The following is a 23,258-nucleotide window of genomic DNA, read 5'->3' as shown; positions in this document are numbered from 1 at the left end:
ACCTGTTACTGTTTTCTATTCTTCCGAATAGGTCGCTCACTCAACGTACTGACGATGATTTATTCCATCCAAAGATGGAAAAACCTTCCTCTGATACTTCGTGTGAGACTCTTGATACTTTTGCTATCGCCGATTCCGAAGAACCAGCCGCACTCGCCATCAAGCGCCCACACTTATCGGCTGTTAGTTTTTAAAGAGCATTTGCGCAGTTATTTGCTTCGCTATTCGCTTGCTTTGTTGCGCGCCGTCATTCAACGGGAGGCGAATTATGCGGGGCTATTTCGACGACGTCAAGCGCCTTTTCCAAAAAAATAATCGGGTCATTTCGGGCGGCAAATTCGAAGCCGAGCAGCGGCGCGTGTCACCGGCGTCTGTGCACGTCAGATCGCACGCGCGCACGAAGAATTGACCAGGCACAACAACGAGGCGATGGCATTGGGCGGCAATTGACGCTCACCGGTACGATGTCGGCCGGTCACACGATTCAGGCGTCCTTCATCGCGCGCTCATCCCGCGCTAATTCTCATCTTCGATCATGTGCGCAGTCGCATGGTCGAAGCAAAGCCGCCCGACTGCCACCGTGACCGGTTTGAAGCGCAACCTGGAGACAACTCAGATGAGCACCCTCGCCGACCGCAGCGTCCCGACATCCACGAAAACCGGACGATATGGTCTCTTCGTCTGCCTGATGGCGGCGCTCGCCGGCCTGCTGTTCGGCCTCGACATCGGGGTGATCTCGGGCGCACTGCCTTTCATCGCGAAGCATTTTGTTCTGAGCGATCGCGCACAAGAATGGATCGTCAGCTCGATGATGGTAGGCGCGGCGATCGGCGCACTGGGTGCGGGCTGGCTATCGTGGCGTCTCGGACGCCGCTATGCGCTCGTGCTGGCGGCGATACTTTTCATTGCGGGATCGCTATGGTCCGGGTTCGCGGCGAGTCCGGCTCATCTGATCGGCGCACGCTTGCTGCTGGGCCTCGCGGTCGGGATGGCGTCTTTCACCGCGCCGCTTTATCTTTCGGAGGTTGCGCCGCGACAAGTACGCGGCGCGATGATCTCGACGTATCAGTTGATGATTACCGTCGGAATCCTGGCCGCCTTCCTGTCGAACATCGGACTGTCGTACGTGGCCGACTGGCGCTGGATGCTCGGCGTCATCGCGATTCCCGCCGTCTTCTTCCTCGCAGGCGTGCTCGCCCTTCCCGATAGCCCGCGCTGGCTGCTTCAGCGCAACCGCGCCGACGAAGCGCGCGCCGTCCTTCAACGCTTCTACGCCAATCCCGCCGACGTGCAAGCCGAACTCGAACAGGTCAACGAAGACAACACGCGGCCCCAGCGAGGATGGAGCCTGTTGCGGCAAAACGCGAACTTCCGTCGCTCGGTATTGCTCGGAGTCGTGCTGCAGGTGTTCCAGCAACTCACCGGCATCAACGTCGTGATGTACTACGCTCCGCGCATCTTCGAACTGGCCGGCTTCGCGACTCATGAACAGCAACTGTGGGCGACAGTCATCGTCGGCCTCGTCAACGTCATTGCGACCTTCGGCGCCATTGCCTTCGTCGATCGTTGGGGCCGCAAGCCGATCCTCTATGCGGGATGCGCCATCATGGCAATCGGCATGTGCTCGCTCGGGTTCCTGCTGCATGCCGGAGTCGCCGGCCTCACGGCACAGATTCTGGCGGTCGCGTCGCTGCTGCTTTTCATCGCGGGGTTCGCCATGTCTGCCGGCCCGCTCGTTTGGATCCTGTGCTCGGAGATCCAGCCGCAGCAAGGGCGCGACTTCGGCATCGCCGTTTCGACGCTCGTCAACTGGGTCGCCAACATGGCGGTCGCGGCCACGTTCCTGAGCTTGCTGTCGACCGTCGGCGAAGCGAACACCTTCGTGCTCTATGCGATCCTCAACGTCATCTTTGCGGTCGTCGTGTTCTTCTACGTGCCCGAGACGCGCGGCGTTTCGCTCGAGAAACTCGGCAACGATCTGATGGCCGGCAAGCGTCTGCGCGATCTCGGGAAGAAAAACTAGTTTCGTCGTTCGATGGAAATCTTCACGGGGCGGATATTCCAGATCCGCTCGCAATATTCGTGAACCGCGCGGTCCGAAGAGAACTTGCCTGCATAGGCGGTATTCAGGATGGACATGCGAGTCCAGCGCCGCTCGTCGCGCCAGGCGGCGCTCACATCTTCCTGACGCGCGACGTACGCGGCATAGTCGGCAAGCACCAGAAACGGATCGTGGTGTAGCAGGTTGTCGACCAGCGGACGGAACATCTCTCGATCTCCGCGCGAGAAGTGCCCGCTGCCGATCAACTCCAGCACTTCCCGCAGCGTCTGATTCGCATCCGCATAGTCGGCCGGACGATACCCTTCGCGCTTCACGCGTTCCACTTCGTCCGCATTCAGGCCGAACAGGAAGAAGTTTTCATCGCCGACTTCTTCGCGGATCTCGATATTCGCGCCATCGAGCGTACCGATGGTCAACGCGCCGTTCATCATGAACTTCATGTTTCCGGTGCCCGAAGCCTCCTTGCCCGCGGTCGAGATCTGCTCGGACAGGTCCGCAGCCGGGTAAATGAAGTGTGCGTTCTTGACGTTGAAGTCCGGGAAGAATACGACTTTCAGGCGGCCGTAAATCGCGGGATCGTCGTTCACGACTTCAGCGATACCGTTGATCAGCCGGATGATGAGCTTGGCCATCGCGTAGCCCGGCGCGGCCTTGCCGCCGAATACGAAGCAGCGCGGCGTCAGCGCGAGTAGTGGATCGCGGCGCAGACGCATGTACTGCGTCACGATGTATAGCGCGTTCAGATGTTGCCGCTTGTACTCGTGGATTCGCTTGACCTGTATGTCGAACAGCGCCGCAGGATCGACGACGATGCCCGTCGCGCTCTTGATCTTATCCGCGAGGATCTGCTTGTTCGCCTGCTTCACGTTGCGCCAGCGTTCCTGAAATGCGGCATTGTCGGCGTATTCGGACAGCTTGCGCAGTTTGCCGAGATCGGTCGCCCAACCTTCCCCCAGCCCCTCGTCCAGCAGTTTCGCGAGACCCGGATTGCTGAGCATCATGAAGCGGCGCGGCGTGACGCCGTTGGTCACGTTATGGAAGCGCTCGGGCCATAGCTCGGCGAAATCTCGCAGCACCGTCTTTTCGAGCAGTGCCGAATGGAGCGCGGCCACACCGTTGATCGCGTGACTGCCGACCGTCGCAAGATGCGCCATGCGTACGCGCTTCGTGCCGCTTTCGTCGATCAGCGACATGCGCGCGATCCGCGCTTCATCGCCGGGATATCGTTGGCGGACATCATCGAGGAAGCGGCGATTGATCTCGTAGATGATCTCGATCAATCGCGGCAACAAGCCCTGAAACAATGGCAAGCCCCACGTTTCGAGCGCTTCGGGCAACAGCGTGTGATTCGTATAGGCGAGCGTGCGCTGCGTGATGTCCCAGGCGTCGCCCCAAGGCAGTTGCCGCTCATCCACGAGCAGGCGCATCAACTCGGCGACGGCTATCGACGGATGCGTGTCGTTCAATTGCGCCGTGAACATGTCCGGCAAGCGATTGATCGGCTCGCCCTTGAGCGCAAGCAGGCGCAACATGTCCTGCAACGAACACGAAACGAAGAAGTACTGCTGCGCGAGCCGCAAGCGCTTACCCGCTTCGGGCTCGTCATTTGGATAAAGCACCTTCGACAGCGTCTCCGAAAGCACCTTCTCGTGCACGGCTTCGTAATAGTCGCCGGCATTGAAATCCTGAAGATCGAACGACTCGACTGCCTCGCTTTTCCAGAGCCTCAACGAGTTACATGTATTGACGTGAAAACCGGGGATCGGCGTATCGCAGGCCACGCCTTTGACCGTATAGGCAGGAATCCAGCGCACATAAAAGCGGCCGGCTTCATCGGTCGAGCTTTCGGTGCGGCCACCGAAGTTCACGTAGAACGCGACGTCCGGGCGCAGGATTTCCCACGGGTTGCCCTTCTGCAGCCATTTGTCGGTGATTTCCACTTGCCAGCCGTCGCGGATTTCCTGATCGAAGATGCCGAACTCATAGCGGATTCCGTAACCGATCGCCGGGATTTCGAGCGTGGAAAGCGAGTCGAGATAGCACGCGGCCAGGCGTCCGAGGCCGCCGTTGCCAAGGCCCGGTTCCTCTTCGATCGACAGCAGCGTATCGAGGTCGAGTCCGAGCGCCTGCAACGCTTCGCGCGCGTTGCTTTCGATGCCGAGATTGATCAGGTTGTTGCCGAGTTGCGGGCCGATGAGAAATTCAGCGGACAGATAACACGCGACTTTTGCGTCGCGCGCTACATAGGTGTGCGTGGTGGCGACTCGGCGGGTCATCATCCGGTCGCGGACGGCGTAGGCGAGCGCCATGTACCAGTCGTGCGGCGTGGCGATCTCCGGATAGCGCGCCTGCAGACAGATGAGGTTATCGACGATATCGCGCTGCAGCGCCTCGACGCCAAGTCCGCTGCGCGCGGGCTCGGCGCTGATCCGCGATTCGATGGTGGGCGTGTCATCCATGATCTGTCCTCTCTCCCTGCGTAGCGGGCTTCGACAAGAATGTGCCGGCTCTATGTCCGGCCGTTGACAGTGCTGCGTCATGGCGCATCGATGAATAGCATACGCCCTCAAGTCGTGCGCTTCCATGCCGTTATCCCCAAGGGGAAGGCCAAATTCGGCAATCGCGGGACCGCGATGGCCTGCCGCTTCAAAGGCTGTCGGACCAGTTCAAGATTCCGGTCATCGCTTATTTCATTCGCTTGCCGCTAGCGCAAGTTCAGACATCAGAAAAATATGAAACGCGTCGTCGCAGTATCTGCAGTTACAGTCGTTTTGGCCGCATGCGGTGGGGGCGGCGGCAGTTCCGATAATGCGCCGAGCGCGCCCGAGGCTAACGCTGCACAAGGCCTTTATTCCGGAACCGATGCGAACGGCAACGTCGTGGGCGGCGTAGTGCTCGAGACTGGCGCTTTCTATTTCGTGTATGCGAACACGACGACAAACGCGCTAGGTCTGGTACAGGGTGCGGCATCCGCATCTCATGGCACTTTTCAGTCGGACAATGCGCGCACCTTCGACATAAGCGGCAAGGCTGCGACCGATACGCCCGTCCTCGCGGGCTACAACGCGAAGAACAGCGTTCAGGGCGTGATCTATACGAGCACGGCGAAGCAGAACAGCATCAAGTTCAACGTGGTTTATGACGCCAACTATGAACGTCCGGTGGCGCTGTCGTCCGTTGCCGGGACGTATTCGGGCGCGGCCGGATCGACGAAGGACGGCGAGACCGCCACTTTTGTAATCGGGCAGGACGGCTCGATCAAGGGTGAAGGCTTGAGCGGCTGCACGTTCAGCGGAGCCGCCACGCCTCATGGCGACAAAGACGTGCTGGACGCCACGATCACGTTTGGACCCGCGCCCTGCATATATCCGGGTGCGAAGCTTACGGGCGTCGTTTTTTTCAGCAACAGTCAGGTATTAGGAGCTTTGACGCTACCTGACAGATCAGACGCCTTCGTGGTGGCCGCTACGAAGTGATGTCGCGTGGAGTGCGCGTCGCGCACTCCCAGTTGCGGATCGGAATGCCGGCGGCCTGTTGAGCTTTGCCCGTCCGGATTTATTTGCGTTAAGCATCTCGCGCGCATTTTCACGGCCACATTATTTCGGATACCGAAGAAATATACGAGGTAGGCGTTGCGCAGGGGCCTTTCCGCCGACAACTCGCCACTTGCGTCTGACTTTGAATTTCGACGCGCCGGACGCCCGCGGACGCTTTCGGTCAGCCCGCGCGCATTCCAGACATTAAGCGCGGACGGAAATTTGAAGCGTCGAACAGATGCCTGTTGTCCCGGCTGATCGCAACATCGACTTTGCCATGCCTCGCTCACACTGAGTCCAGTAGATCTCCAATACAAAACTATGCGACCGGACGAGGTGAATATGTCTTTGCTCGAGTTCCTTGGCACGATGGTCTTCGTTGCCGTCGTATTGCTCTCGATGGTCGCGGTGCTCGACATTTTCTTCCCGCGACTGATCCCGGTCGCGCGTGATGAGCGCTCTTCGGGATTGTCGCGCGCGCGGAAGTTCGCGAGAGCGAACGCGCGGGGACGCTGAGCCTAACTTTCAGATACCTGCGGCTCGCGCATGTTCCGTCCGAGCTTTTTCACCAGCACGCGGGCGGCAAGCAGTCTGAATGGACGAGGGAGCAAGCGGAAAGTTTGCTGATCCGCGCAGCATTTTATGAAGGTTGGTCTGGCGGATCGATGTCTTCCGTCGCCCCATCCGGAGTCGCGACGGGTGTTCTTCGCCGCGACCAGCGAAACGCCGTCTACCGCAGCTTCGACGCCTCACTGCGGACGTATCGAGCGCTACATTTTTCGTCTTATTCGTCACGATGCGGCCGTTATGCGCGTTTCGGAGCGCTCGCCGGTTTCTTTTATGCCGATACCTCTGTCCACGCAGACGATTTCGTGAAACATCCTCCCAGATCACCCTTGAAAATGGGCCGCAAAGCCCGTCCTGTCTAGCGATCGCAGGAGTGGAAACGGGGCGTCGATTGTTTCACGAACGATCGGAGCGATCATTGTTCAGCAGCTTTCCAGGCGAAGTGCTTGCTCGAGTGGCGGTGACCGGCTTCTCCGTTGGTTTCGCATCGCTAAGAGGACGTTCAGGCTTTACATTCAAGCTTCGGATGCTGGCGGGCTCCGCCTTTCCCAAGCTGCTATTCACCCACGCTGAGAGTGACTCGCATCGACGCGCTTGGAGTAGTGGCTGCGTCGTCCTCTGCGCCAAACCGGATGACCATGCGCCTGGATCGAGATCGAGATATTTCGCGCGCCTCATCTGCATCGATGGTGCTTGCCATCAATAGTCCTGCCGTTGAGACAGCTTGTTCCAATGGGAATTGCCCCAGTCCACGAGTTCGCGTGCAAACAACCGTGCGGGTCGTGTCGATGCGCGGATGTGGGAAAGTTTGCGCCCGGGGCGTGAACGGCCGACGTTGCTGCGGAGATCGAGTGTCCCAAGTCGGGACACTCGCTAGATCAACCTAGAGGAAGTGCACGAGCGTGACTTCGCGCTGCGCGTGTCCCAAGTTGAGACACTCTTGGAGCTTCGGAAATTGACCCAGATGCTGAGCGAACCGCATCAAGACCAATTGCTGGAGGGAATCGACTAGCTGTTATCGGCAAACAACTGTGTCACCAACTCCCGAATTTGCCGTTCCTTTTCTTCGGTCAGTAATCCGGCTTTGATCTTGACCGTGAGCCCCATTGAGTCTCTCGTGATCGACCCTGCCTGCGATCCACCCGCAAAAATCTTGTCGATACTGCGATCGCTTACGGCCGGCGCCGGCTTGCGCTCGTCATCCAACGCCTGCTTGATCGCCTTGCCAAATTTCGACTGATCCAGATCGCCCGAAACCACGCGCGCCCAAAGGCCCTTGGCAACGTCGAACGCCGCCGCGTTCCGCCCGCGCAGTACCGAGACGACATTCTCCGCGGCCGTGGCTCCCAACAGGCGAGGCTGCACATCTAGATCCTGCACGACGAAATCCGGCAACTCGCCAAAGGAAAGATACCGGTACAACTCGGAGCGCGAGATGCCCAACGCTTCAGCCATGCGCTTGCGGTTAGGAAACTCCTTTTCGGTCCGTCGAATCGATCGCGAGATCTCGTAGTCGCACAGATCTTCACGCGCTACGTTTTCGACGAGGGCAAGCATCGCCATCTCTTCGTCGGAAAGATCGACGACAAGAACCTTGATCGATTCCTTACCGATCATCTTGTGCGCGCGCCAGCGCCGCTCACCCGCCACGATCTGGTATCCGGTGCCGATGCGCCGTACAACGATCGGCTGTACGAGACCCGCTTCGCGGATCGACTCGGCGAGTTGCACAAGCTTCGCGTCGTTGAATACTTGCCGAGGCTGCCAGGGATTCGGAACGATCTCCGACACCGGCGCTTCCGACGCAGGACCTGCCTGCTCGAGTTGCGCGATGCGCTGCTGCGCCGAGGCCAACGCCGCTGCCATTCCGGGCGCAGTGCGCGGACTCGTCGCCTTCTCTTGCTGCGGATCGAGTTGGATGTCCTTTGCCGCACGCACTTCCGCGGTCTTGCTCATCATTCGGTCGCGAAGGCTGCTCATTGTCCCGCCCTCCATTGCTCAACGTACTGGTCATCGATCCATTTGCAGTAGTCGACCATCGGCTGTTTTACGCGCGCCAAAGTTTTCGCGACTGTCTCGGCCCGTGAAAGATCGAAGACAGTAGAAAAAGCCAACGCGCCATTGCTCATGACCGAACTCGCCGGAATCTCAGTGGTGTGCAACCAGTCGCCATACGCGCGCTGAGACCATGAGCGAACGACCGGCGCCGAAGATGTATTGCCATAGTCGACCCGCGAGAGAAGCACCGAAACGAAGTCGTATGTTTTGTCGACTTCGTGTTCGACGAAACCATTCGCGACTTCAGCGAATAACGACCAGAACGACACCGACGAAATGAAATCCAGACTTTCGGGTACGAGCGGCATGACCATCGAATCGGCCGCCATCAATCCGTTCAGCGTCATATAAGAGAGCGAAGGCGCGGTATCCAGGATGATGTAGTCGTACTCCGCGCGCAGCGGCTCAATCCCTTTTCGCAACACCGACCAGAACTCGAAGTTCGCGTTCGTCTTCTGCGCAGTAGGCAGATGGAATTCGGCGTCGTGAAGATAGTTGTGTGCCGGAATCACATCGAGTCCGTCCCAATACGTGCTTTGCACTTTCGACGCGAGACCGCCTTCCATGTCCGGATCGTAAATGTATGGCAGGACCGTATCCTCCCAAGTCACGTCCTTTTCCGCGTACAGGCCGCACAACTCCGAAAGCGACGCTTGTGGGTCGAGGTCGATCATGAGAACCTTGCGACCACGCAAGCTCAATCCTTGGCCGATGCACATCGACGTCGTCGTCTTGCACGACCCGCCTTTGAAGTTCGCCGTGATTAACACCCTACCGCGATGTTCGCGCGTACCAGTGACAAGCGGCGTCTGATAAATGTCCGAGACCTGCTGAACCCACGTTCGGGCATCCTTCAGAGAGAAGATACGCGCACGCCCGGTTCCGTGCGTTTCACCCGGCGGGAGGTCAGTACCTTCCTTTGTCGCCAGATAATTGATCTTCTGCCGGTCGATCCCGCACATGTCCGACAGCTCGCCTATCGTAAACACCGGCGCTGTCTTCCTTGGCCGTGGTGCCAAGATCTGATCACGCAGTTCGTTCGTCATGACCGACAAACGCTCTGCGAACTCTCCTAGGTTGGAGAGTTTCACCCTTCGATTAATCCCTGGCAGTTCGCTCAAATTCATTCGGTGCTTCCTTTTTAGTCCACGGTGAGGCGTATTCTTCACGCTCGCCGATGTTTCCACGGTTTTGGTGTAACTAGATGTCGAACCGTAGAATACTCGCCGCAGTGATGAATAGCTATTGGAATTGATCGAAATTTGCAAGCACTGGGGCGGAGGTGCAAGACTATCAATAAGATCAACCACTTATACAAGCTATCTTCAGTGATTCCCGACACGCTCAGAGGACAGCGAAACGCTCCACGGCATCGTGAGCTCAGTGGAACGCCGGCTCCCATCACAAAAAACCTCACCTCTGCGAACGTCGGCGCAGTTGGATTCCAGCGTCTCGACGGCTGGTCACAATTCACTTCACCTAAACGAAGCGCGCGAAACGCCATAGTCCCGCTGGTTAAAAATCGAATGCACCGTCTATATGAGTAAGGCCGTTGGTTAGTTATTTTTGTAAACACAAAGACTCACCACCACTAACGTCTCACGCACACGCTTATGAAATCAACGACTTACACCCATAAGGTGAGGAAAAGTGTGCTTGAAGTGATGTTGATTGAGCGTCAAGGTGCTGTGTTTACCCCGTCAAGGTGAGATGAAGTGGACCCCAAGGTGAGGCGTCTAGGCAAGAATGGTGAGGAAATTTGTGTACGTTGCGACGCAATGGTGAGGTTTCCTGTGTCCGCGCCTGCAAAAGGTGAGGTAGTTTGTGTTGACAGCTCACCTTGCAGCCGTTAACGTACCGCTCGACACAATGAACTAGCGCCGGACACGGAGACGGAATGACGACAGCAGGGCAGGTGGCCACGTCCAGACAACTGGCGCTGGCCCTATTCGACGATGCCAATGCGCAGGGCTTGCCCGTCGACGCCGCCCGCTCGGACATCGGCTTTTCGCGCAAGAACGTCCTGATCCGCATCGTCGATCTTGGCGTGGCGGCTCGTCGCTTGATTGACGCGGCCTATTTCATCGTCGCGCAAGAAGAAAAGATTCACGACCTGTACGACGTCGAGCTCGACTATTTCAAGTGGCTCATGCGCTACTCGAGCCGGAACAACGCGCATCTGGAACAGGTGATCACCGAGGCGCAGAGGGCGCTCATTCAGGCGACCGCGGAAGCCGACGCCGATGGCTCCAAGCCGTTCGGCTCGGTTCAACTGATTGGACGCATCTCATACGTCGGCGGACGGTTTCAGTTCCGCGTTCCGCCCGATCTCATCGGAATCATTCGCGGTCCCGGGAAATCGCATTGGCTGAGCTTGCGCATCACGTCGCTTTTCACGCTCAGCTATGCGCGCGTGATGTACGACCATCTGCTTCCCTACGCGTCCGAGGGTATAACCGATTGGTTCACGCTCGACGAATTGCGTGCCTGGCAGGGGACGATGGGCGCAAAAGCGCAGGAATTCAAATACTTCAAGCGCGACTGGCTCGCTCCGGCGGTGGATCAGATTAATGAGGTATCCGATCTTTCCCTCTCGTATGAGACGCGCAATGAACCGGGTTCACGCAAGATCGGACGCATGCGATTTCGCGTCGAGCGCAAGGAAATGGCCGAGCGCCTGCTGCATACGCACGAGCACGCGCAGGCGCTGTATCTGACGCTGAAACAGGAAATCGGTCTGTCCAGCGCGCAGTTGAATCAGATCGCTTCCGACCGCGATACCTTCACCGACGAACGTCTGGAGCAGGCAATCGAGCGTACGCGTTTCAGCCTCAAGCTCGGCAAGGTGTCGAAGAGTCCGGCGGGCTTCTTCATGAAAGCGCTGAAGGAAGGCTGGATCGTCTCGGATGCGGAACGCCAGATGGTTCAGATTCAGGAGAATCTGGCGCTGACCGATCAACGCGACACTGAAGCGAAGCAACAGGCCGAGGCGCGTCGGGCATTGCAGGTCGCGGCACAGGATGTGAACGCTCAGAACCGGATCGTCGATGAAGTCCGTCGCGGCTGGGAGATGTACGAAGCCGCGACGCCGCGGCAGCGCGAAGACTGGCGGCGCACCTACAAGACGAGTCCGGCGGGAAAGCTGACGCTGCGCAGATTGGGCATCGATCCATCGAGCGAGCTCGTCGAAACCATCATTCAGAAATATCCCGATCTGAGAGACGGCTTCTCGGGCTACGTCTTCAACAAGTCGAAAAGCGCGAAGGGCAGGGACTGACCATTACGCAATCGCATCGATCGCAACTAACGGTCTTTAGCAACCGCGCCACCATTCGCTTCGCGATCCCAATGCCCGACGGCAAGAACGACATTGGGCATTTGAACTATCGGCTCTACGCCAGCTCCGCCCTGACGCTCGCCCGGCTCCCGTTGGAGCGCTTCGAAATCGTGAATCCAGTCTTCGACCTGTTCGCGGATGCCGCGAAGGGCACGCGCAAACCGACATCGGCGATTTGAGCTAGTCTGTCCGACTCGATTCCAATCTTCACGAACCTCATGTCCCGCACTCTCCAAATCGACTTCGTCTCCGATATCGCGTGCCCGTGGTGCGCCGTCGGACTCTCTTCGCTGCAACGCGCGCTGGAGCGTCTCGGCGATACCGTCGATGCGCGCATCACCCTTCATCCCTTCGAACTGAATCCGGACATGAGTCCGCAAGGCGAGCGCATCGTCGATTATCTCGGCCGCAAATATGGCCGCACGCCCGAACAGATCGGCGAGACGCAGGCGATGATCCGCGAGCGCGGCGCGCGCGAAGGCTTCGCGTTCGGCGAACGCAAGTGGGTCTACAACACGTTCGATGCTCATCGGCTGCTGCATTGGGCGCGCATCGAAGGCAAGCAACTGCCGCTCAAGCTCGCGCTGCTGCGCGCTTATCACGGTGACGGCAAGGATACGAGCGACCCCGACGTGCTGATCGAAGCGGCTCGCAGCGCCGGGCTCGATGGCGACGAGGCGCGCACGGTGCTGCAAAGCGGTGCGTACGCCGACGAAGTCCGCGCCGAAGAGCGCGAGTTCCAGCAACTCGGCATTCAGTCCGTGCCGGCGATCATCTTCGACCAGAAGTATTTGGTGAGCGGCGGGCAGCCTTCCGAGGCGTTCGAGGAAGCGATCCGGAAGATCATCGACGGGACCGCCTGAAGCCGCCTGCTCAATCGGGCGTCCGCTGCTTCGCGAGAAAACGGTCGAGCTGCGCGGCGAAGTTCTTGCCGTCGCGCGGCGCGTACGGCGGCGGCCCGCCGGTCTGCACGCCGGAGCCGCGCAACTGATCCATCATCGCGCGGATCGACAGACGTTCCTCGATGTTCTCCGCGTTCATCCATTCGCCGCGCGGATCGAGCGCGAACGCGCCCTTTGCGATCACCGCCGCCGCGAGCGGAATGTCCGCCGTGATGACGAGATCGCCAGCCTGCGCCATCTCGACGATGCGCGCGTCGGCGACATCGAAACCGGCGGGCACCTGAATCGCGCGTATCCACGGCGAGGGCGGCGTGCGCAAAAACTGATTCGCGACGAGCGTCACGTGCACCTTCATGCGTGTGCCTGCGCGAAAGAGAATATCCTTCACGACGGCGGGGCAGGCGTCGGCATCGACGATGATTTGCATCCGTTGGCTTCCGATAAGTTATGTCGTGACGAATGAAAGTCGCATGCTCGACGGGCGCAGTGCCGAAACGCGCGCCCTATACTTTCCTCAACGCAAGTCCTCCAGGCGAACGGAGAATCACCGTGAGAACGAAGCTAGCAAGCATTGCTGTGTCATTCTTCCTGGGCGTGGCGGGCGCATCCGCGGCCTCGCTTTCCTATGCGCAGGATACCGGTTCGACCGCAACCGGCGCGACGCAAGCTGCGTCCATGACGAAAGCCGAGAAAAAAGCCGCACGAAAACAGGCGCGCGACAAGAAGAACGCCGAGCTGAAGAAACTCGAGGACGCGGGCTATAACCCCGGCCGCGCGAATGATCCCAACTATCCCCAGGACTTGCAGAACGCTCAGAAGAAAGCGGGGATCGGAGCGGGCGCCAGCCAGTAGCTTCCGACGCGACGTTCCGGCTCGCGAGACATAGAACGCAAAATCCATGACCCGGTTCGGCCGGGTCGGGCCGCGCGGCCGAACGTCGAACCATCGCTTCCGTGATTCCGCCGCGCCGCTCGCGCGTCCTGGCGGCTCGTCAGCCGACTGCGCCTGTAGCCGCATCCCCTTATCTGATCAAAAAACCCTCGCCAATTAGGGTTCGGGCCGCTTGTGCTCGGAATTTTCTCATCCAACACTGCAGTTCGATCCGATACGCCAGATGTCTGTCCGGTATATCGGACATGGACGAACTTTCGCGTTTCGCTCTGAGCCGGTTCTGGAACCGGTTCCTCCTAACCATCCTTCGAAAGGACCTGCTCATGAAACTCTCGAACATAGGCGTCAGAACCGTTTCGCTGTTCGTCATCGCCGGCGCGCTGGCGTTGGCCGCCTGCACCAAGGTTTCCACGCCGGCCGAAGGCGGCGGCGCAAACGCCGGGGCGGCGGCAGGTTCGTCGACGCTCCAGGCGGTTCTGCAGCGCGGGACGTTGCGGGTCGGCGACTGTCTGACGTTCGCGCCGTTCGGCTTCTACGACAAGGATGGTCAGCCCGACGGCTACGACGTCGATCTCGCCAAGGAACTCGCCAGGCAGATGGGTGTGAAGCTCGAAGTCGTGAACACGACGAGCGCGAACCGCATCCCGAACCTGCAGACGAGCAAGGTCGATGTCGTGTTCTGCAACTTCACGCGCAATCTGGAGCGCGCGAAGGTCATCGAATTCACGACGCCGTATGTCGTCGCGAGCGAGGCGCTGCTGGTCAAGAAGAGCAGCGGCATCAAGTCGGTTCAGGACATGGGCAACCGCACGATCGCGACCGTCAAGGGCTCGACCAACGGCGATGAAGTCCGCTCGCTGAACATCCCGATCAAGATCCAGGAATACGACAGCTCGCAGGCCGCGATTCTCGCCGTCAAGCAAGGCCAGGCCGACGCGATGATCGAGGACAACAACTTCCTCGCGTATCAGGCGAAGCTCGATCCCGAATTGACCGTCACGAACGAAGCACTCGTGCCGCTCGAATACAACGGTTTCGGCGTGAAGGCCGGCGATCAGGCGTGGCTCAACTATCTGAACCTGTTCCTCTTCAACATCAACGCGTCGAAGCTCAACGCGCAGCTCTACAAGAAGTGGTTCGGCAGCGATCCGCATTTCCCGCTCAATCCGCAGTTCTGAGGATGAAGTGATGTCGATATCGCACGAGACCGGACGGATGCGGAGGCCGAGATGAACTACGAATGGCTGACCTTGTGGGGCTACGTCCCCGAGTTCCTGAAAGCCGGATGGCTGACGCTGCAGGTGACGCTTCTCGCGTTCGTGCTGTCGCTGGTGCTCGGCTTGCTGGCCGCGCTGGCGAGCCTGTCGCCGATGGCCGCGATCCGCTTCGTCGCGCGCGCGTATGTCGAAGTCATCCGCAATACGCCGGTTCTTTTGCAGATATTCATCGTGTTCTTCGGCTTGCCGTCGGCGGGCATTGCGCTCGATGCCTACTGGGCCGGCGTGATCGCGCTGGGCCTGAACGTCGGCGCGTATCTGTCGGAAGTGTTTCGCGCGGGCATTCAGTCGGTGCCGCGCGGACAGCTCGAAGCCGCGGGCATTCTCGGCCTCGAACGCGGGCAGATCTTCACCGAAATCGTCTTGCCGCAGGCCGCGCGCGCGGTCTATCCGGCGATCGTCAACTATCTGATCCAGCTATTGCTCGGCACGTCGCTGCTCTCCGCGATCGCGCTGCCCGAACTCACCGGCACCGCGACCGTCATCAATTCGCGCACGCTGCTCTACGTGCAGACGTTTTCGGTCGTGCTCGTCGCGTATCTCGTGCTGAGCAACGTGCTGTCGTGGATCGCGGGTCAGCTCGGCGCGCGCATGTTTCATCCGCCGCTCGTCGTCCGGCCGCGCGCACGCTTCGGCGGCCTCGCGTTGCGCCGCGCCAATCGCGCCTGATGCCCGAACCGGAGTCGGATCATGTCATTTGAACTGCTGAGAACCAGTCTGTCGATCCTGCTGCAAGGTCTCGTGACGACGCTTTTGCTGTCCGTCGCGTCGATCGTCGGCGGCACGCTGATCGGCCTTTTCGCCGCCGTGTTGCGATCGTTCGGACCGTGGGGCACGGACCGCATCGCGCGGCTTTATACCGAGCTCTTTCGCGGCACGCCCGTGCTCATCACGCTGATGTTCATCTACTTCGGCGTCTCGTATTTCGGCTATGCGATCGATGTTTTCGCCGCCGGCGTGATCGGCCTGAGCGTTTATCAAGGCGCGTATATCGCCGAAGTTTTTCGCGCCGGGATCGAAGCGGTGCCGAAAGGCCAGTGGGAAGTCTCGCAGATTCTCGGTCTGTCGCGCACGCAGGCGTTCGCGTTCGTCGTGTTGCCGCAGACCGGCAGGATCGTGTTGCCGCCGCTCATCGGCCAATATCTTTCGCTTATCAAAGATACGTCGATCGTCAGCATGATCGGCATGTCGGAGCTGATGCACGGCGGCCAGGCGATCGTCGATCGCATCGGCAAGCCGGTCGAGATTTACGGACTCGTCGCACTCATTTATTTCGTCGTGTGCTTCCCGCTTTCGCAATGGGTGCGCCACCATGACCGCAGGAGACTGTCGTGAGCAATCAAAGTCAGACCAGGCCCATTATTTCGCTGTCGGGCGTCAGCAAAGCATTCGGCGCGACGCGCGTGCTCAACGAGATCAATCTCGACGTGCGCGCGGGCGAAGTGCTCGTGCTGATCGGCGCGTCGGGTTCGGGCAAAAGCACGGTGCTGCGCATCATGGCGGGGCTCGAAACGACGGATTCCGGCGAAGTATGGGTCAACGAAGTGCCGCTGCACGACCCGAAACGCGCGCGCGATATTCGCGGTCACGTCGGCATGGTGTTCCAGCAGTTCAATCTTTTTCCGCACAAGACCGCGCTCGGCAACGTCACGCTCGCGCTCATCAAGGCGCGCAAGATGAGTCCCGCCGATGCCCGCAAGCGCGCGATGGACGTGCTCGATCGCGTCGGGCTTGCCGACCGTGCGGATCATTATCCGAGCCAGTTGTCCGGCGGACAGCAGCAGCGCGTCGCGATTGCGCGGGCGCTCGCCGTCGAGCCGGGCATCATGTTCTTCGACGAAGCGACTTCGGCGCTCGATCCCGAACTCGTCGGCGAAGTGACCGAAGTGATGCGCGGACTCGCACGCGATGGCATGACGATGGTCGTCGTCACGCACGAGATGGGTTTCGCGCGCAAGACCGCCGATCGGGTCGTCTTCATGGACAAAGGCGTGATCGCGGAGCAGGGCGAGCCGGAGCAGATTTTCGTGAATCCATCCAACGAGCGGACGCGGCAGTTCCTGCATCGCGTGCTCGACCACTGACGCACACGGAGCGAATGAATGGCAGTCACGGAATCGTCGCGAGCGAGGGGAGTCGATCGGGTCATCGCCATGTTCCGGCAATTGCATCTCGCGCAGCGCCCGATGACGATGCGCGAGCTGATCGAAGCGACCGGCGCGCCGCGTTCGAGCATCTACGAGCTGGTCGCGATCCTGGCGGAAGTGGGCTGGCTCGAGACATCGGCCGATGGCAGCGTGTTCTTCGGACGCGAGATGCATTACTACGGCTCCGACTACGCGACGCACAACGACCTCATCAGCCGCGCGCATCAGTCGATACTCGCGCTCGTGCGCAAGTACGACGAGACCACGCAGCTTTGCATGCTCGAAGGAAACAAGTACACCGTGGTGCTGTCCGAAAACAGCGCGCGGCCGTTCAACATCAGCTCGGATATCGGCGTGCGCGTGCCGATTCCGTGGACGGCGACCGGACGCCTGCTGCTCGGCCACCTGAACGCCGATGAAATCCGCGCCCTGATTCCCGCCGAAGACTTCGCGCTCGACAACGGCGTGCGCATCGACTTCGATGAATTCATGCGCGATGTGCAAGCCGCGAAGAATCAGGGCTATTGCTGCACCGAAGGCTTGTCGAACGCGTTTCGCCTGTGCATGGCCGCGCCCGTGCGCGATCGCGCCGGACTGCCGATCGCGGCGCTGTGCTTCATGACGGGCCGCGACACCGATCCAGAGCGACGCCAGTCGATGCTCGACGACCTTCTGCAATCGGCGAAGGCGCTGTCGCATCGATAGCGCACATCACGCGAACGCACATGACGACGCCAGCCGCAGACGACGATCCGCTTCGACGCATCGCGCAACTCGAAGAAGAGAATGTCGCGCTAAGGGAAGTGAACGACATCTTGCGCAAGGCCGTCGCGTTCTATGCGCCGATGTTCGAGCGGGAGATGGCGTCGCAGCGTCAATCGACCGAAGACGCTTAGGTCGCCCAGCCGAGTCCGAGACTCTTCTGCAACGCGACGAAGTCCTTCAGCAGTTCGGCCTGCGCGGCGACCACGTCCTGCTGCGCGGCGAATTGCGTGCGCTGTGCGTCGAGCAGATCGATGAGCGTCGATACGCCCGCCGTATAACGTTGCCGCACGAGCGTGGCCGACCGCTCCGCCGACGCCTGCACCTGCTGCAGCCGCACGACATGCTCGCGCTGGTTGCCGTAACGCGACAGCGACGAATTCGCGTCCTTCAGCGCGCCGAGCACGGTCTTTTCGTAGCGCGCTTCGGCTTCGTCGCGCGCGGCTTTGGCGGCATCGACATTCGCCGCCGTGCGCCCGAAGTCGAACAGATTCCATTGCAGATACGGCACGCCGACCCACGAGAAATTCTGCTTGCGCAGCAGATGACTCGGCTCCGATGCGGAGAAACCGATATCGCCGAGCAGCGTCACCTTCGGAAAATAATCGGCAATATGCTCGCCGATCTGCGCATTGCTCGATGCGAGACGACGCTCGGCCGCGCGGATATCCGGACGCTGCTGGAGCATGGCCGCCGGATCGCCGATCGGCACCGACGACGGCAACGCGGGCAACGGCGCACGCGCGCCGAGTTCGGCATCGAGCGCGCCGGGCGCGCGGCCCGTCAGCACGGCGAGTTGATCCAGCGAATCGGTGATCTGCGTCTGCAAGGGCACGAGCGTCGCACGCGTCGTGTCGACCTGCGTCGTGAGCCGCTCGACATCGACTTCCGCCGCCGTGCCGCGCGCGCGCCGCTGCTCGGTGAGCGTCAGCATCTGCTGCTGATACTCGGCCGTGCGTTCCGCGAGCGCGAGACGTTCCTGCTGATCGCGCAAGTCGATGTACACCGACGCCACTTCCGCCGCGAGCGACACCTGCGCGTCCGAAAGATCGGCGTGCACGGCTTCGGCTTCGCCGGATGCCGCTTCGATCGCGCGGCGCGTGCCGCCGAAGAGATCGAGCTCCCACGAGGCATCGAAGCCGACGGTGTAGAAATCGACCGGACCGCGTCCCGTCGAACCCGACGAACCGTCATCGCCCGACGAACCGAAGATCGACGTATCCGGCGAGCGCATGCGCAACGCCGCCGCCGATCCCGACACTTTCGGCAACTCGTTGGCGCGCTGTCCGCGCAGTTGCGAACGCGACTGACGCAAGCGCGCCTGCGCCATCTTCAGATCGGGATTGTGGGCGAACGCGGCATCGATGAGCGCGTTCAGTTGCGGATCGTTGAGCGCTTGCCACCACGTCGCGGGCGCGTGCGTCGCGACGACGCCCTGCGCCGGCGCGCGCACGAAGGCGGCGCTTTTCGCGGCGTCGGGCGCGATTTCCGGCGCGCCGCGATAGTCGGGGCCGACCGTGCACGCGGCGAGCGCGAAAGCAGCGAGCGGAAGCAGGGCGGTCAGGCGAAGCGTGCGAGGGAACATCGTCGATGAATTCATGAATCAGTGGCCGGCAGAAGACATGTCGCCGGATTGGCCGCGCGGCGTCTTGAGCAAGAGTGCGAGCGGCAGACACGCGAGCAGCGCGATCGCCAGCACGTAGAAGGTTTCGGAGTAAGTCATGACGATCGCCTGCTGACCGATTTGCATCGACAACTGGCCGAGCGCCTGCATCTTCGCATGCGCCATGTCGCCGCCCTGCGCGAAAAAGCTGGCGGCGCTCGCGGCCATGCGTTCCTGACCGATGACGGAATTCGCCGTCAGCGATTCGCGGATCGATGCGGTGTGAAAGTCGTTGCGACGGTCGATCACGGTGCCGATGATCGCAAGCCCGACCGAACCGCCGAGATTGCGCGCCATGTTGTAGAGGCCGGCCGCATCGCCGGATTCTTCGCGCGAAACGGCGGCCATCGACGCCTGATTGAGCGGCATCATCGCGAGCATCTGGCCGAAGCCGCGCAAGATCTGCGACCAGAAGAAATCGTGGCCGACGCTTTGCGCGGTGAGCGAGATATCGAGCAGGCAGCTCGCGGCGAAGCACAGCAGGCCCGAGATGACGAGCACGCGAAAATCCACCTTGCCGAGCAGACGCGGCAGCACCGGCATGATGAGAAACGCGGGCACGCCCGACACGAGCATGATCGCGCCGGATTGCAGCGCGTTATAGCCCGCGACGACGCTCAGAAACTGCGGCAGCAGGAACGACACGCAATACAGCCCCGCGCCGACGGCGAACACGATCAGAATCACGCTCGCATAGCGCGGATTGCGCAGCAGCGACAGCCGCACGATTGGCTTCGTCGCGACGAATTGCGAGATCGCGATGAGCAGGAAGCCGAACGCCGTGACGCACGTGAGCATCACGATTTCATGCGATTCGAACCACTGATTGCGCTGGCCTTCTTCGAGCACGACGGTAAGCGAGCTCAGGCCGATGGCGAGTCCCGCTATGCCGATCCAGTCGGCCTTGAAGAACGATTCCCAATGCGACTTCTCCGCCGGCAAGCCGGTGATGAGCAATGCGACGAGCGCGAAGCCGACCGGCACGTTGACGAAGAAGCACCACGACCACGAGATGTTCTCCGCGAGCCAGCCGCCCAGCACGGGTCCGAGCAGCGGCCCGAGCAACACGATCAGGCCGAAGATCGTCATGCCGACGGGCATCTGCTCGCGCGGCAGCCGCGTGCGGATGATGGTCTGCGCGGTCGGAATCATCGCGCCGCCGGTGAAGCCCTGGCCGATGCGGCCCACGACCATCATCGACAGCGACGTCGAGAAGCCGCACATCACCGAGAACAGCGTGAAGAGCACCGCGTTGCCGAGCAGAAAATTGCGCAGCCCGAACACGCGCGTGAGCCACGCGGCGAGCGGGATCATCACGATTTCCGACATCAGATAGCCGGTGGAGATCCAGGTCCCTTCGGTGCCGGTCGCGCCGATTTCGCCTTGAATCTGCGGCAGCGCGGAGTTGGTGATGGAAATGTCGAGCGTGGCCATCAGCGCGCCGAGCGCGCCGGCCGTGACCGCGATCCAGTCGGTCGCGCTCGCGCGATGCGGATGCGCGGCGGCCTCAGTCATGGCGATTTTCCGCCGCGATGCGATGGCTGTCGTCGGTGGCGGTTTTGGTGTCGACATCGACCGTTACCGAGAGGCCCGGCAGCAGCACCTTGCGCGTTTGCGGACCCGTATCGACGCGAATGCGCACCGGCACGCGCTGCACGATCTTCGTGAAGTTCCCGGTCGCGTTCTCCGGCGGCAGCAGCGCGAACTGCGCGCCGGTGCCGGGCGCGAAGCTTTCGACGACGCCGTGCAACTCGGTGCCCTTGAGTGCATCGACGTGCAGCGTCGCCGGCTGGCCGACGCGCATGCGCCCGACCTGCGTTTCCTTGAAGTTCGCTTCCAGATAGAGCGCCTCGACCGGCACGACCGTCATCAAGCGCGTGCCCGGCTGCACATACTGGCCGACGCGCACGGTGCGATCGCCGACGCGCCCCGCGACCGGGCTCACGAGCGTCGTGTCGCTCAGATCGAGCTTCGACTGATTCAGTTGCGCCTGCGCCGCTTGGACTTGCGCGCGCGCCTGCGCGATCTGCGCTTCGGTCGCGCCGATCTGCGTCGATGCCGAACGCGCGGCGGCGAGATTCGCGGCAAGCGTGGCGCGCGCCTGATCGCGCGTGGAGACGAGGCTCGCGAGACGCTCGGCGGTTTCGGCGCCCGTCGCGACGAGCGGACGATAACGGTTCACGTCGTCTTCCGCATGCGCGAGGCTTACGCGCGACACTTCGGCCTGCGCCTTCGCCTGATCGGCGTTGGCGTGCTGCTGCTTCAGCTCGGCTTCGGCGCGGTCGATGTCGGCGGCGCGCGCATCGAGCGCGGCCTTCGCCTGATCGAGCGAGGCCTGATACTGCCGCGTATCGAGCCGCGCGAGCGGCGCGCCGGCCTCGACCGCCTGATTGTCGGCGACGAGCACTTCGGTGATATAGCCGCTTACTTTCGGCGCGATGGTGACGCTGTCGGCCTTGAGATAGGCGTCGTCGGTGGTTTCGACGAAACGGCCGACCGTCCACCAGCGCACGCCCCATGCAATGCCGGCGACGACCGCGACGATGCCGATTGCAATCAGCAGGCGTTTGCGTGACGGTTTGCGTTCGACGGCGTCGGCGGGTTGGCCGCCGTGCGTGGGCGCTGTGACTGACATGTGTTCTCCGGGAGCTTTCGCGCCACCGCGCGGGTGCGGTAGCCTTCGATGAATGCGGGACGGCGAGGGCGTTGCGGCCAGAAATGACTACGATGTCACCGCGACGCGCTCGCCAAACTAGACGATGCCGTCTAGTATGCACGAATCTAGACGCGAGCGTCTAGTTTGACCTTGCTCGAGGAGAGACAATGAAGAAGGCTCGCGCCGACAATGAAAGCGAATTGCAGGATCCGGAGCGCGCCAGCACGGCTCGTTCGCCCTTGCAGGCGCGCGGGCGCGCGCGCATCGAGGCGGTGCTGGATGCGACCGCCGAGCTGATCGTCGAAAAGGGGTTGGAAGGCGTGACGATGCACGGCGTCGCGCGGCGTGCGCAAACGCCGATCGGCTCGATGTATCACTTCTTTCCGGATCGCGACGCGTTGCTCGCCGCGTTGTGGGACCGCCACGCGGCGGCGCTGCAGGAACTCGAAGACGAACTTGCGCGGGTCGACAGCGAGACCTGGCGGGCGTTGTCGGCGGAAGCGGTGATCGATCGGATCATGTCGCCGCATATCGAATATTTCGACCGCAAGACCGATCTCCTGATTCTGATGTCGGTCATGCCGCACGATGAAGCGAAGAAAAAGCGCAAGTCCAGCATGATGCGCAAGGTGATCGACGCACGCATGCCCGGCGTGAAAGCGTCCGAGCGCGAACTGTACGTGGACATGCTGCACGCGCTCGCGAGCGGCGCTCTGGCCGTCAAGCTGCGTCCCGCAATGGGCGACGTGCAACTGGCGCGCCGTTATCTGCGCGAGGTCAAGCGGGCGCTCGCCGCGTATCTCGCCGCCGTGGAGGCGGCGGTGCTCAAATGATGGACGGGCCTTCCAGTCTCTATCGGCCATGATTCGTCGTATTTTGTCCGACGATTCGACGGAAACGGCCATGCGCCATATAGGGCGATTATCTTTTCATCGCAACAACGGCGCGGAAACGGGATAATGACTTGTCCAAAGAAAACATGCCGAGCACAAAAAGCAGGCTCCACGAATGACGAGGGTCGGTCGGGGTGCCTGCGCTCGGTTAAACACGGGTCATAAATGTCCAACAGTCCAGCCAGCATTCAAGGCGATTTTCTCAACGCGCTGCGCAAAGAACGCAAGCGGGTTTCCATTTATCTCGTTAATGGGATCAAGCTGACGGGCCATATCCAGTCGTTCGACACCTATATGGTCTATCTCAATTCGACGAGCGGAAACCAGGTTCTTTTCAAGCACGCGATTTCCACCATTTGCGAAGATCACGGCGCGCCCGGCCGGCCGAATCATCGCGAGAGCCGTGGTCCGGGCGACCGTCCGCCGCGTCCGCCGCGCAGCTAGTCCGGTCTCGCGCGCAAGTTGGCCCAAGCGACGCGCGCGTGAGCTTGCTCACGCGCGTCGGCG

At 61.1% G+C, this 23,258-nt stretch carries 22 protein-coding genes; 15 read left to right on the top strand and 7 right to left on the bottom strand.

Annotated features, from left to right (window positions below; translation table 11 throughout):
* Together NCR93_RS29935 and NCR93_RS29930 are read left to right on the top strand one after the other, a co-directional pair.
* On the top strand, nt 1-194 hold a 194-nt coding region (locus NCR93_RS29935; RefSeq protein ID WP_250532387.1), incomplete at its 5' end, for a hypothetical protein.
* A gap of 422 nt (nt 195-616) precedes the next feature.
* Nucleotides 617-2,023 (top strand): sugar porter family MFS transporter, encoded by a 1,407-nt coding sequence (locus NCR93_RS29930; protein WP_008345310.1) that lies wholly within the window; start codon nt 617-619, stop codon nt 2,021-2,023.
* On the opposite strand, the gene NCR93_RS29925 is transcribed toward NCR93_RS29930, so the two are convergent.
* Nucleotides 2,020-4,521 (bottom strand): glycogen/starch/alpha-glucan phosphorylase, encoded by a 2,502-nt coding sequence (locus NCR93_RS29925; RefSeq protein WP_175982392.1) that lies wholly within the window; start codon nt 4,519-4,521, stop codon nt 2,020-2,022. The two genes, NCR93_RS29930 and NCR93_RS29925, sit on opposite strands and share 4 nt — an antisense overlap.
* A 273-nt stretch (nt 4,522-4,794) precedes the next feature.
* Between NCR93_RS29925 and NCR93_RS29920 the strand changes: the two genes are divergently transcribed.
* Entirely contained in the window at nt 4,795-5,538 is a 744-nt protein-coding gene (locus tag NCR93_RS29920; RefSeq protein WP_175982393.1) for a hypothetical protein, read from the top strand.
* A gap of 1,635 nt (nt 5,539-7,173) precedes the next feature.
* On the opposite strand, the gene NCR93_RS29915 is transcribed toward NCR93_RS29920, so the two are convergent.
* Both NCR93_RS29915 and NCR93_RS29910 read right to left on the bottom strand, forming a co-directional pair.
* The gene (locus tag NCR93_RS29915; RefSeq protein WP_008345313.1) at nt 7,174-8,145 is read right to left on the bottom strand and encodes a ParB/RepB/Spo0J family partition protein; all 972 of its coding nucleotides are present in this window, start codon (nt 8,143-8,145) and stop codon (nt 7,174-7,176) included.
* Nucleotides 8,142-9,350 carry a ParA family protein gene (locus tag NCR93_RS29910; protein WP_033535672.1) on the bottom strand — a complete coding sequence of 403 codons (1,209 nt, stop codon included), beginning with the start codon at nt 9,348-9,350 and terminating at the stop codon, nt 8,142-8,144. The genes NCR93_RS29915 and NCR93_RS29910 overlap by 4 nt, the downstream gene beginning before the upstream one ends.
* Nucleotides 9,351-10,120: 770 nt before the next feature.
* Here NCR93_RS29910 and NCR93_RS29905 point away from each other — a divergent pair.
* The 3 genes from NCR93_RS29905 (at nt 10,121) to NCR93_RS29895 (ending at nt 12,423) form a co-directional block, all read left to right on the top strand.
* Complete coding sequence (locus NCR93_RS29905; protein ID WP_175982394.1) at nt 10,121-11,500, top strand: replication initiation protein; 1,380 nt, start codon at nt 10,121-10,123, stop codon at nt 11,498-11,500.
* A gap of 71 nt (nt 11,501-11,571) precedes the next feature.
* Entirely contained in the window at nt 11,572-11,739 is a 168-nt protein-coding gene (locus NCR93_RS29900; protein WP_175982395.1) for a hypothetical protein, read from the top strand.
* 39 nt (nt 11,740-11,778) lie between these two features.
* Nucleotides 11,779-12,423, top strand: coding sequence for a DsbA family oxidoreductase (locus NCR93_RS29895; protein WP_008345316.1), 645 nt, complete (start codon nt 11,779-11,781; stop codon nt 12,421-12,423).
* Between the two features lie 10 nt (nt 12,424-12,433).
* Here NCR93_RS29895 and NCR93_RS29890 read toward each other — a convergent pair whose 3' ends face one another.
* Nucleotides 12,434-12,889 carry a YaiI/YqxD family protein gene (locus NCR93_RS29890; RefSeq protein WP_008345317.1) on the bottom strand — a complete coding sequence of 152 codons (456 nt, stop codon included), beginning with the start codon at nt 12,887-12,889 and terminating at the stop codon, nt 12,434-12,436.
* A 116-nt stretch (nt 12,890-13,005) separates the two neighbouring features.
* On the opposite strand from NCR93_RS29890, the gene NCR93_RS29885 reads away from it, so the two are divergent.
* The 7 genes from NCR93_RS29885 (at nt 13,006) to NCR93_RS29855 (ending at nt 17,673) form a co-directional block, all read left to right on the top strand.
* A complete protein-coding gene (locus tag NCR93_RS29885) occupies nt 13,006-13,314 on the top strand; it encodes a hypothetical protein (RefSeq protein ID WP_372492612.1) in 309 nt (102 codons plus the stop codon).
* Nucleotides 13,315-13,676: 362 nt separating this feature from the next.
* On the top strand, nt 13,677-14,531 hold the full coding sequence (locus tag NCR93_RS29880; RefSeq protein WP_175982397.1) for an ABC transporter substrate-binding protein: 855 nt from the start codon (nt 13,677-13,679) through the stop codon (nt 14,529-14,531).
* 51 nt (nt 14,532-14,582) lie between these two features.
* Nucleotides 14,583-15,299, top strand: coding sequence for an amino acid ABC transporter permease (locus NCR93_RS29875; RefSeq protein WP_008345320.1), 717 nt, complete (start codon nt 14,583-14,585; stop codon nt 15,297-15,299).
* A gap of 21 nt (nt 15,300-15,320) precedes the next feature.
* On the top strand, nt 15,321-15,965 hold the full coding sequence (locus tag NCR93_RS29870) for an amino acid ABC transporter permease (RefSeq protein ID WP_008345321.1): 645 nt from the start codon (nt 15,321-15,323) through the stop codon (nt 15,963-15,965).
* A complete protein-coding gene (locus NCR93_RS29865) occupies nt 15,962-16,714 on the top strand; it encodes an amino acid ABC transporter ATP-binding protein (RefSeq protein WP_008345322.1) in 753 nt (250 codons plus the stop codon). The genes NCR93_RS29870 and NCR93_RS29865 overlap by 4 nt, the downstream gene beginning before the upstream one ends.
* 18 nt (nt 16,715-16,732) lie before the next feature.
* Nucleotides 16,733-17,482: an IclR family transcriptional regulator gene (locus NCR93_RS29860; RefSeq protein WP_008345323.1), complete on the top strand. Its 750-nt coding sequence runs from the start codon at nt 16,733-16,735 to the stop codon at nt 17,480-17,482.
* Nucleotides 17,483-17,502: 20 nt separating this feature from the next.
* A complete protein-coding gene (locus NCR93_RS29855; protein WP_008345324.1) occupies nt 17,503-17,673 on the top strand; it encodes a hypothetical protein in 171 nt (56 codons plus the stop codon).
* On the opposite strand, the gene NCR93_RS29850 is transcribed toward NCR93_RS29855, so the two are convergent.
* From NCR93_RS29850 to NCR93_RS29840, 3 genes are read right to left on the bottom strand one after another with little or no spacing between them, the layout of a single operon-like run.
* Nucleotides 17,670-19,139, bottom strand: coding sequence for an efflux transporter outer membrane subunit (locus NCR93_RS29850; RefSeq protein WP_372492611.1), 1,470 nt, complete (start codon nt 19,137-19,139; stop codon nt 17,670-17,672). The two genes, NCR93_RS29855 and NCR93_RS29850, sit on opposite strands and share 4 nt — an antisense overlap.
* A gap of 3 nt (nt 19,140-19,142) precedes the next feature.
* Nucleotides 19,143-20,717, bottom strand: coding sequence for an MDR family MFS transporter (locus tag NCR93_RS29845; RefSeq protein WP_034474155.1), 1,575 nt, complete (start codon nt 20,715-20,717; stop codon nt 19,143-19,145).
* Nucleotides 20,710-21,837 carry an HlyD family secretion protein gene (locus NCR93_RS29840; RefSeq protein ID WP_175982398.1) on the bottom strand — a complete coding sequence of 376 codons (1,128 nt, stop codon included), beginning with the start codon at nt 21,835-21,837 and terminating at the stop codon, nt 20,710-20,712. The genes NCR93_RS29845 and NCR93_RS29840 overlap by 8 nt, the downstream gene beginning before the upstream one ends.
* A 188-nt stretch (nt 21,838-22,025) precedes the next feature.
* On the opposite strand from NCR93_RS29840, the gene NCR93_RS29835 reads away from it, so the two are divergent.
* Both NCR93_RS29835 and hfq read left to right on the top strand, forming a co-directional pair.
* Nucleotides 22,026-22,691, top strand: a complete 666-nt coding sequence (locus tag NCR93_RS29835; RefSeq protein WP_008345328.1) for a TetR/AcrR family transcriptional regulator — start codon at nt 22,026-22,028, stop codon at nt 22,689-22,691.
* A 225-nt stretch (nt 22,692-22,916) separates the two neighbouring features.
* Nucleotides 22,917-23,195 carry an RNA chaperone Hfq gene (gene hfq / locus NCR93_RS29830; RefSeq protein WP_008345329.1) on the top strand — a complete coding sequence of 93 codons (279 nt, stop codon included), beginning with the start codon at nt 22,917-22,919 and terminating at the stop codon, nt 23,193-23,195.
* The last annotated feature ends 63 nt before the right edge of the window (nt 23,196-23,258 follow it).

Source organism: Caballeronia sp. ATUFL_F1_KS39, assembly GCF_023630985.1.
In the GTDB taxonomy this organism is placed as follows: domain Bacteria; phylum Pseudomonadota; class Gammaproteobacteria; order Burkholderiales; family Burkholderiaceae; genus Caballeronia; species Caballeronia zhejiangensis.
Note: the sequence above shows the minus strand (reverse complement) of the source record. Positions and strands in the feature narration are given on the sequence as shown.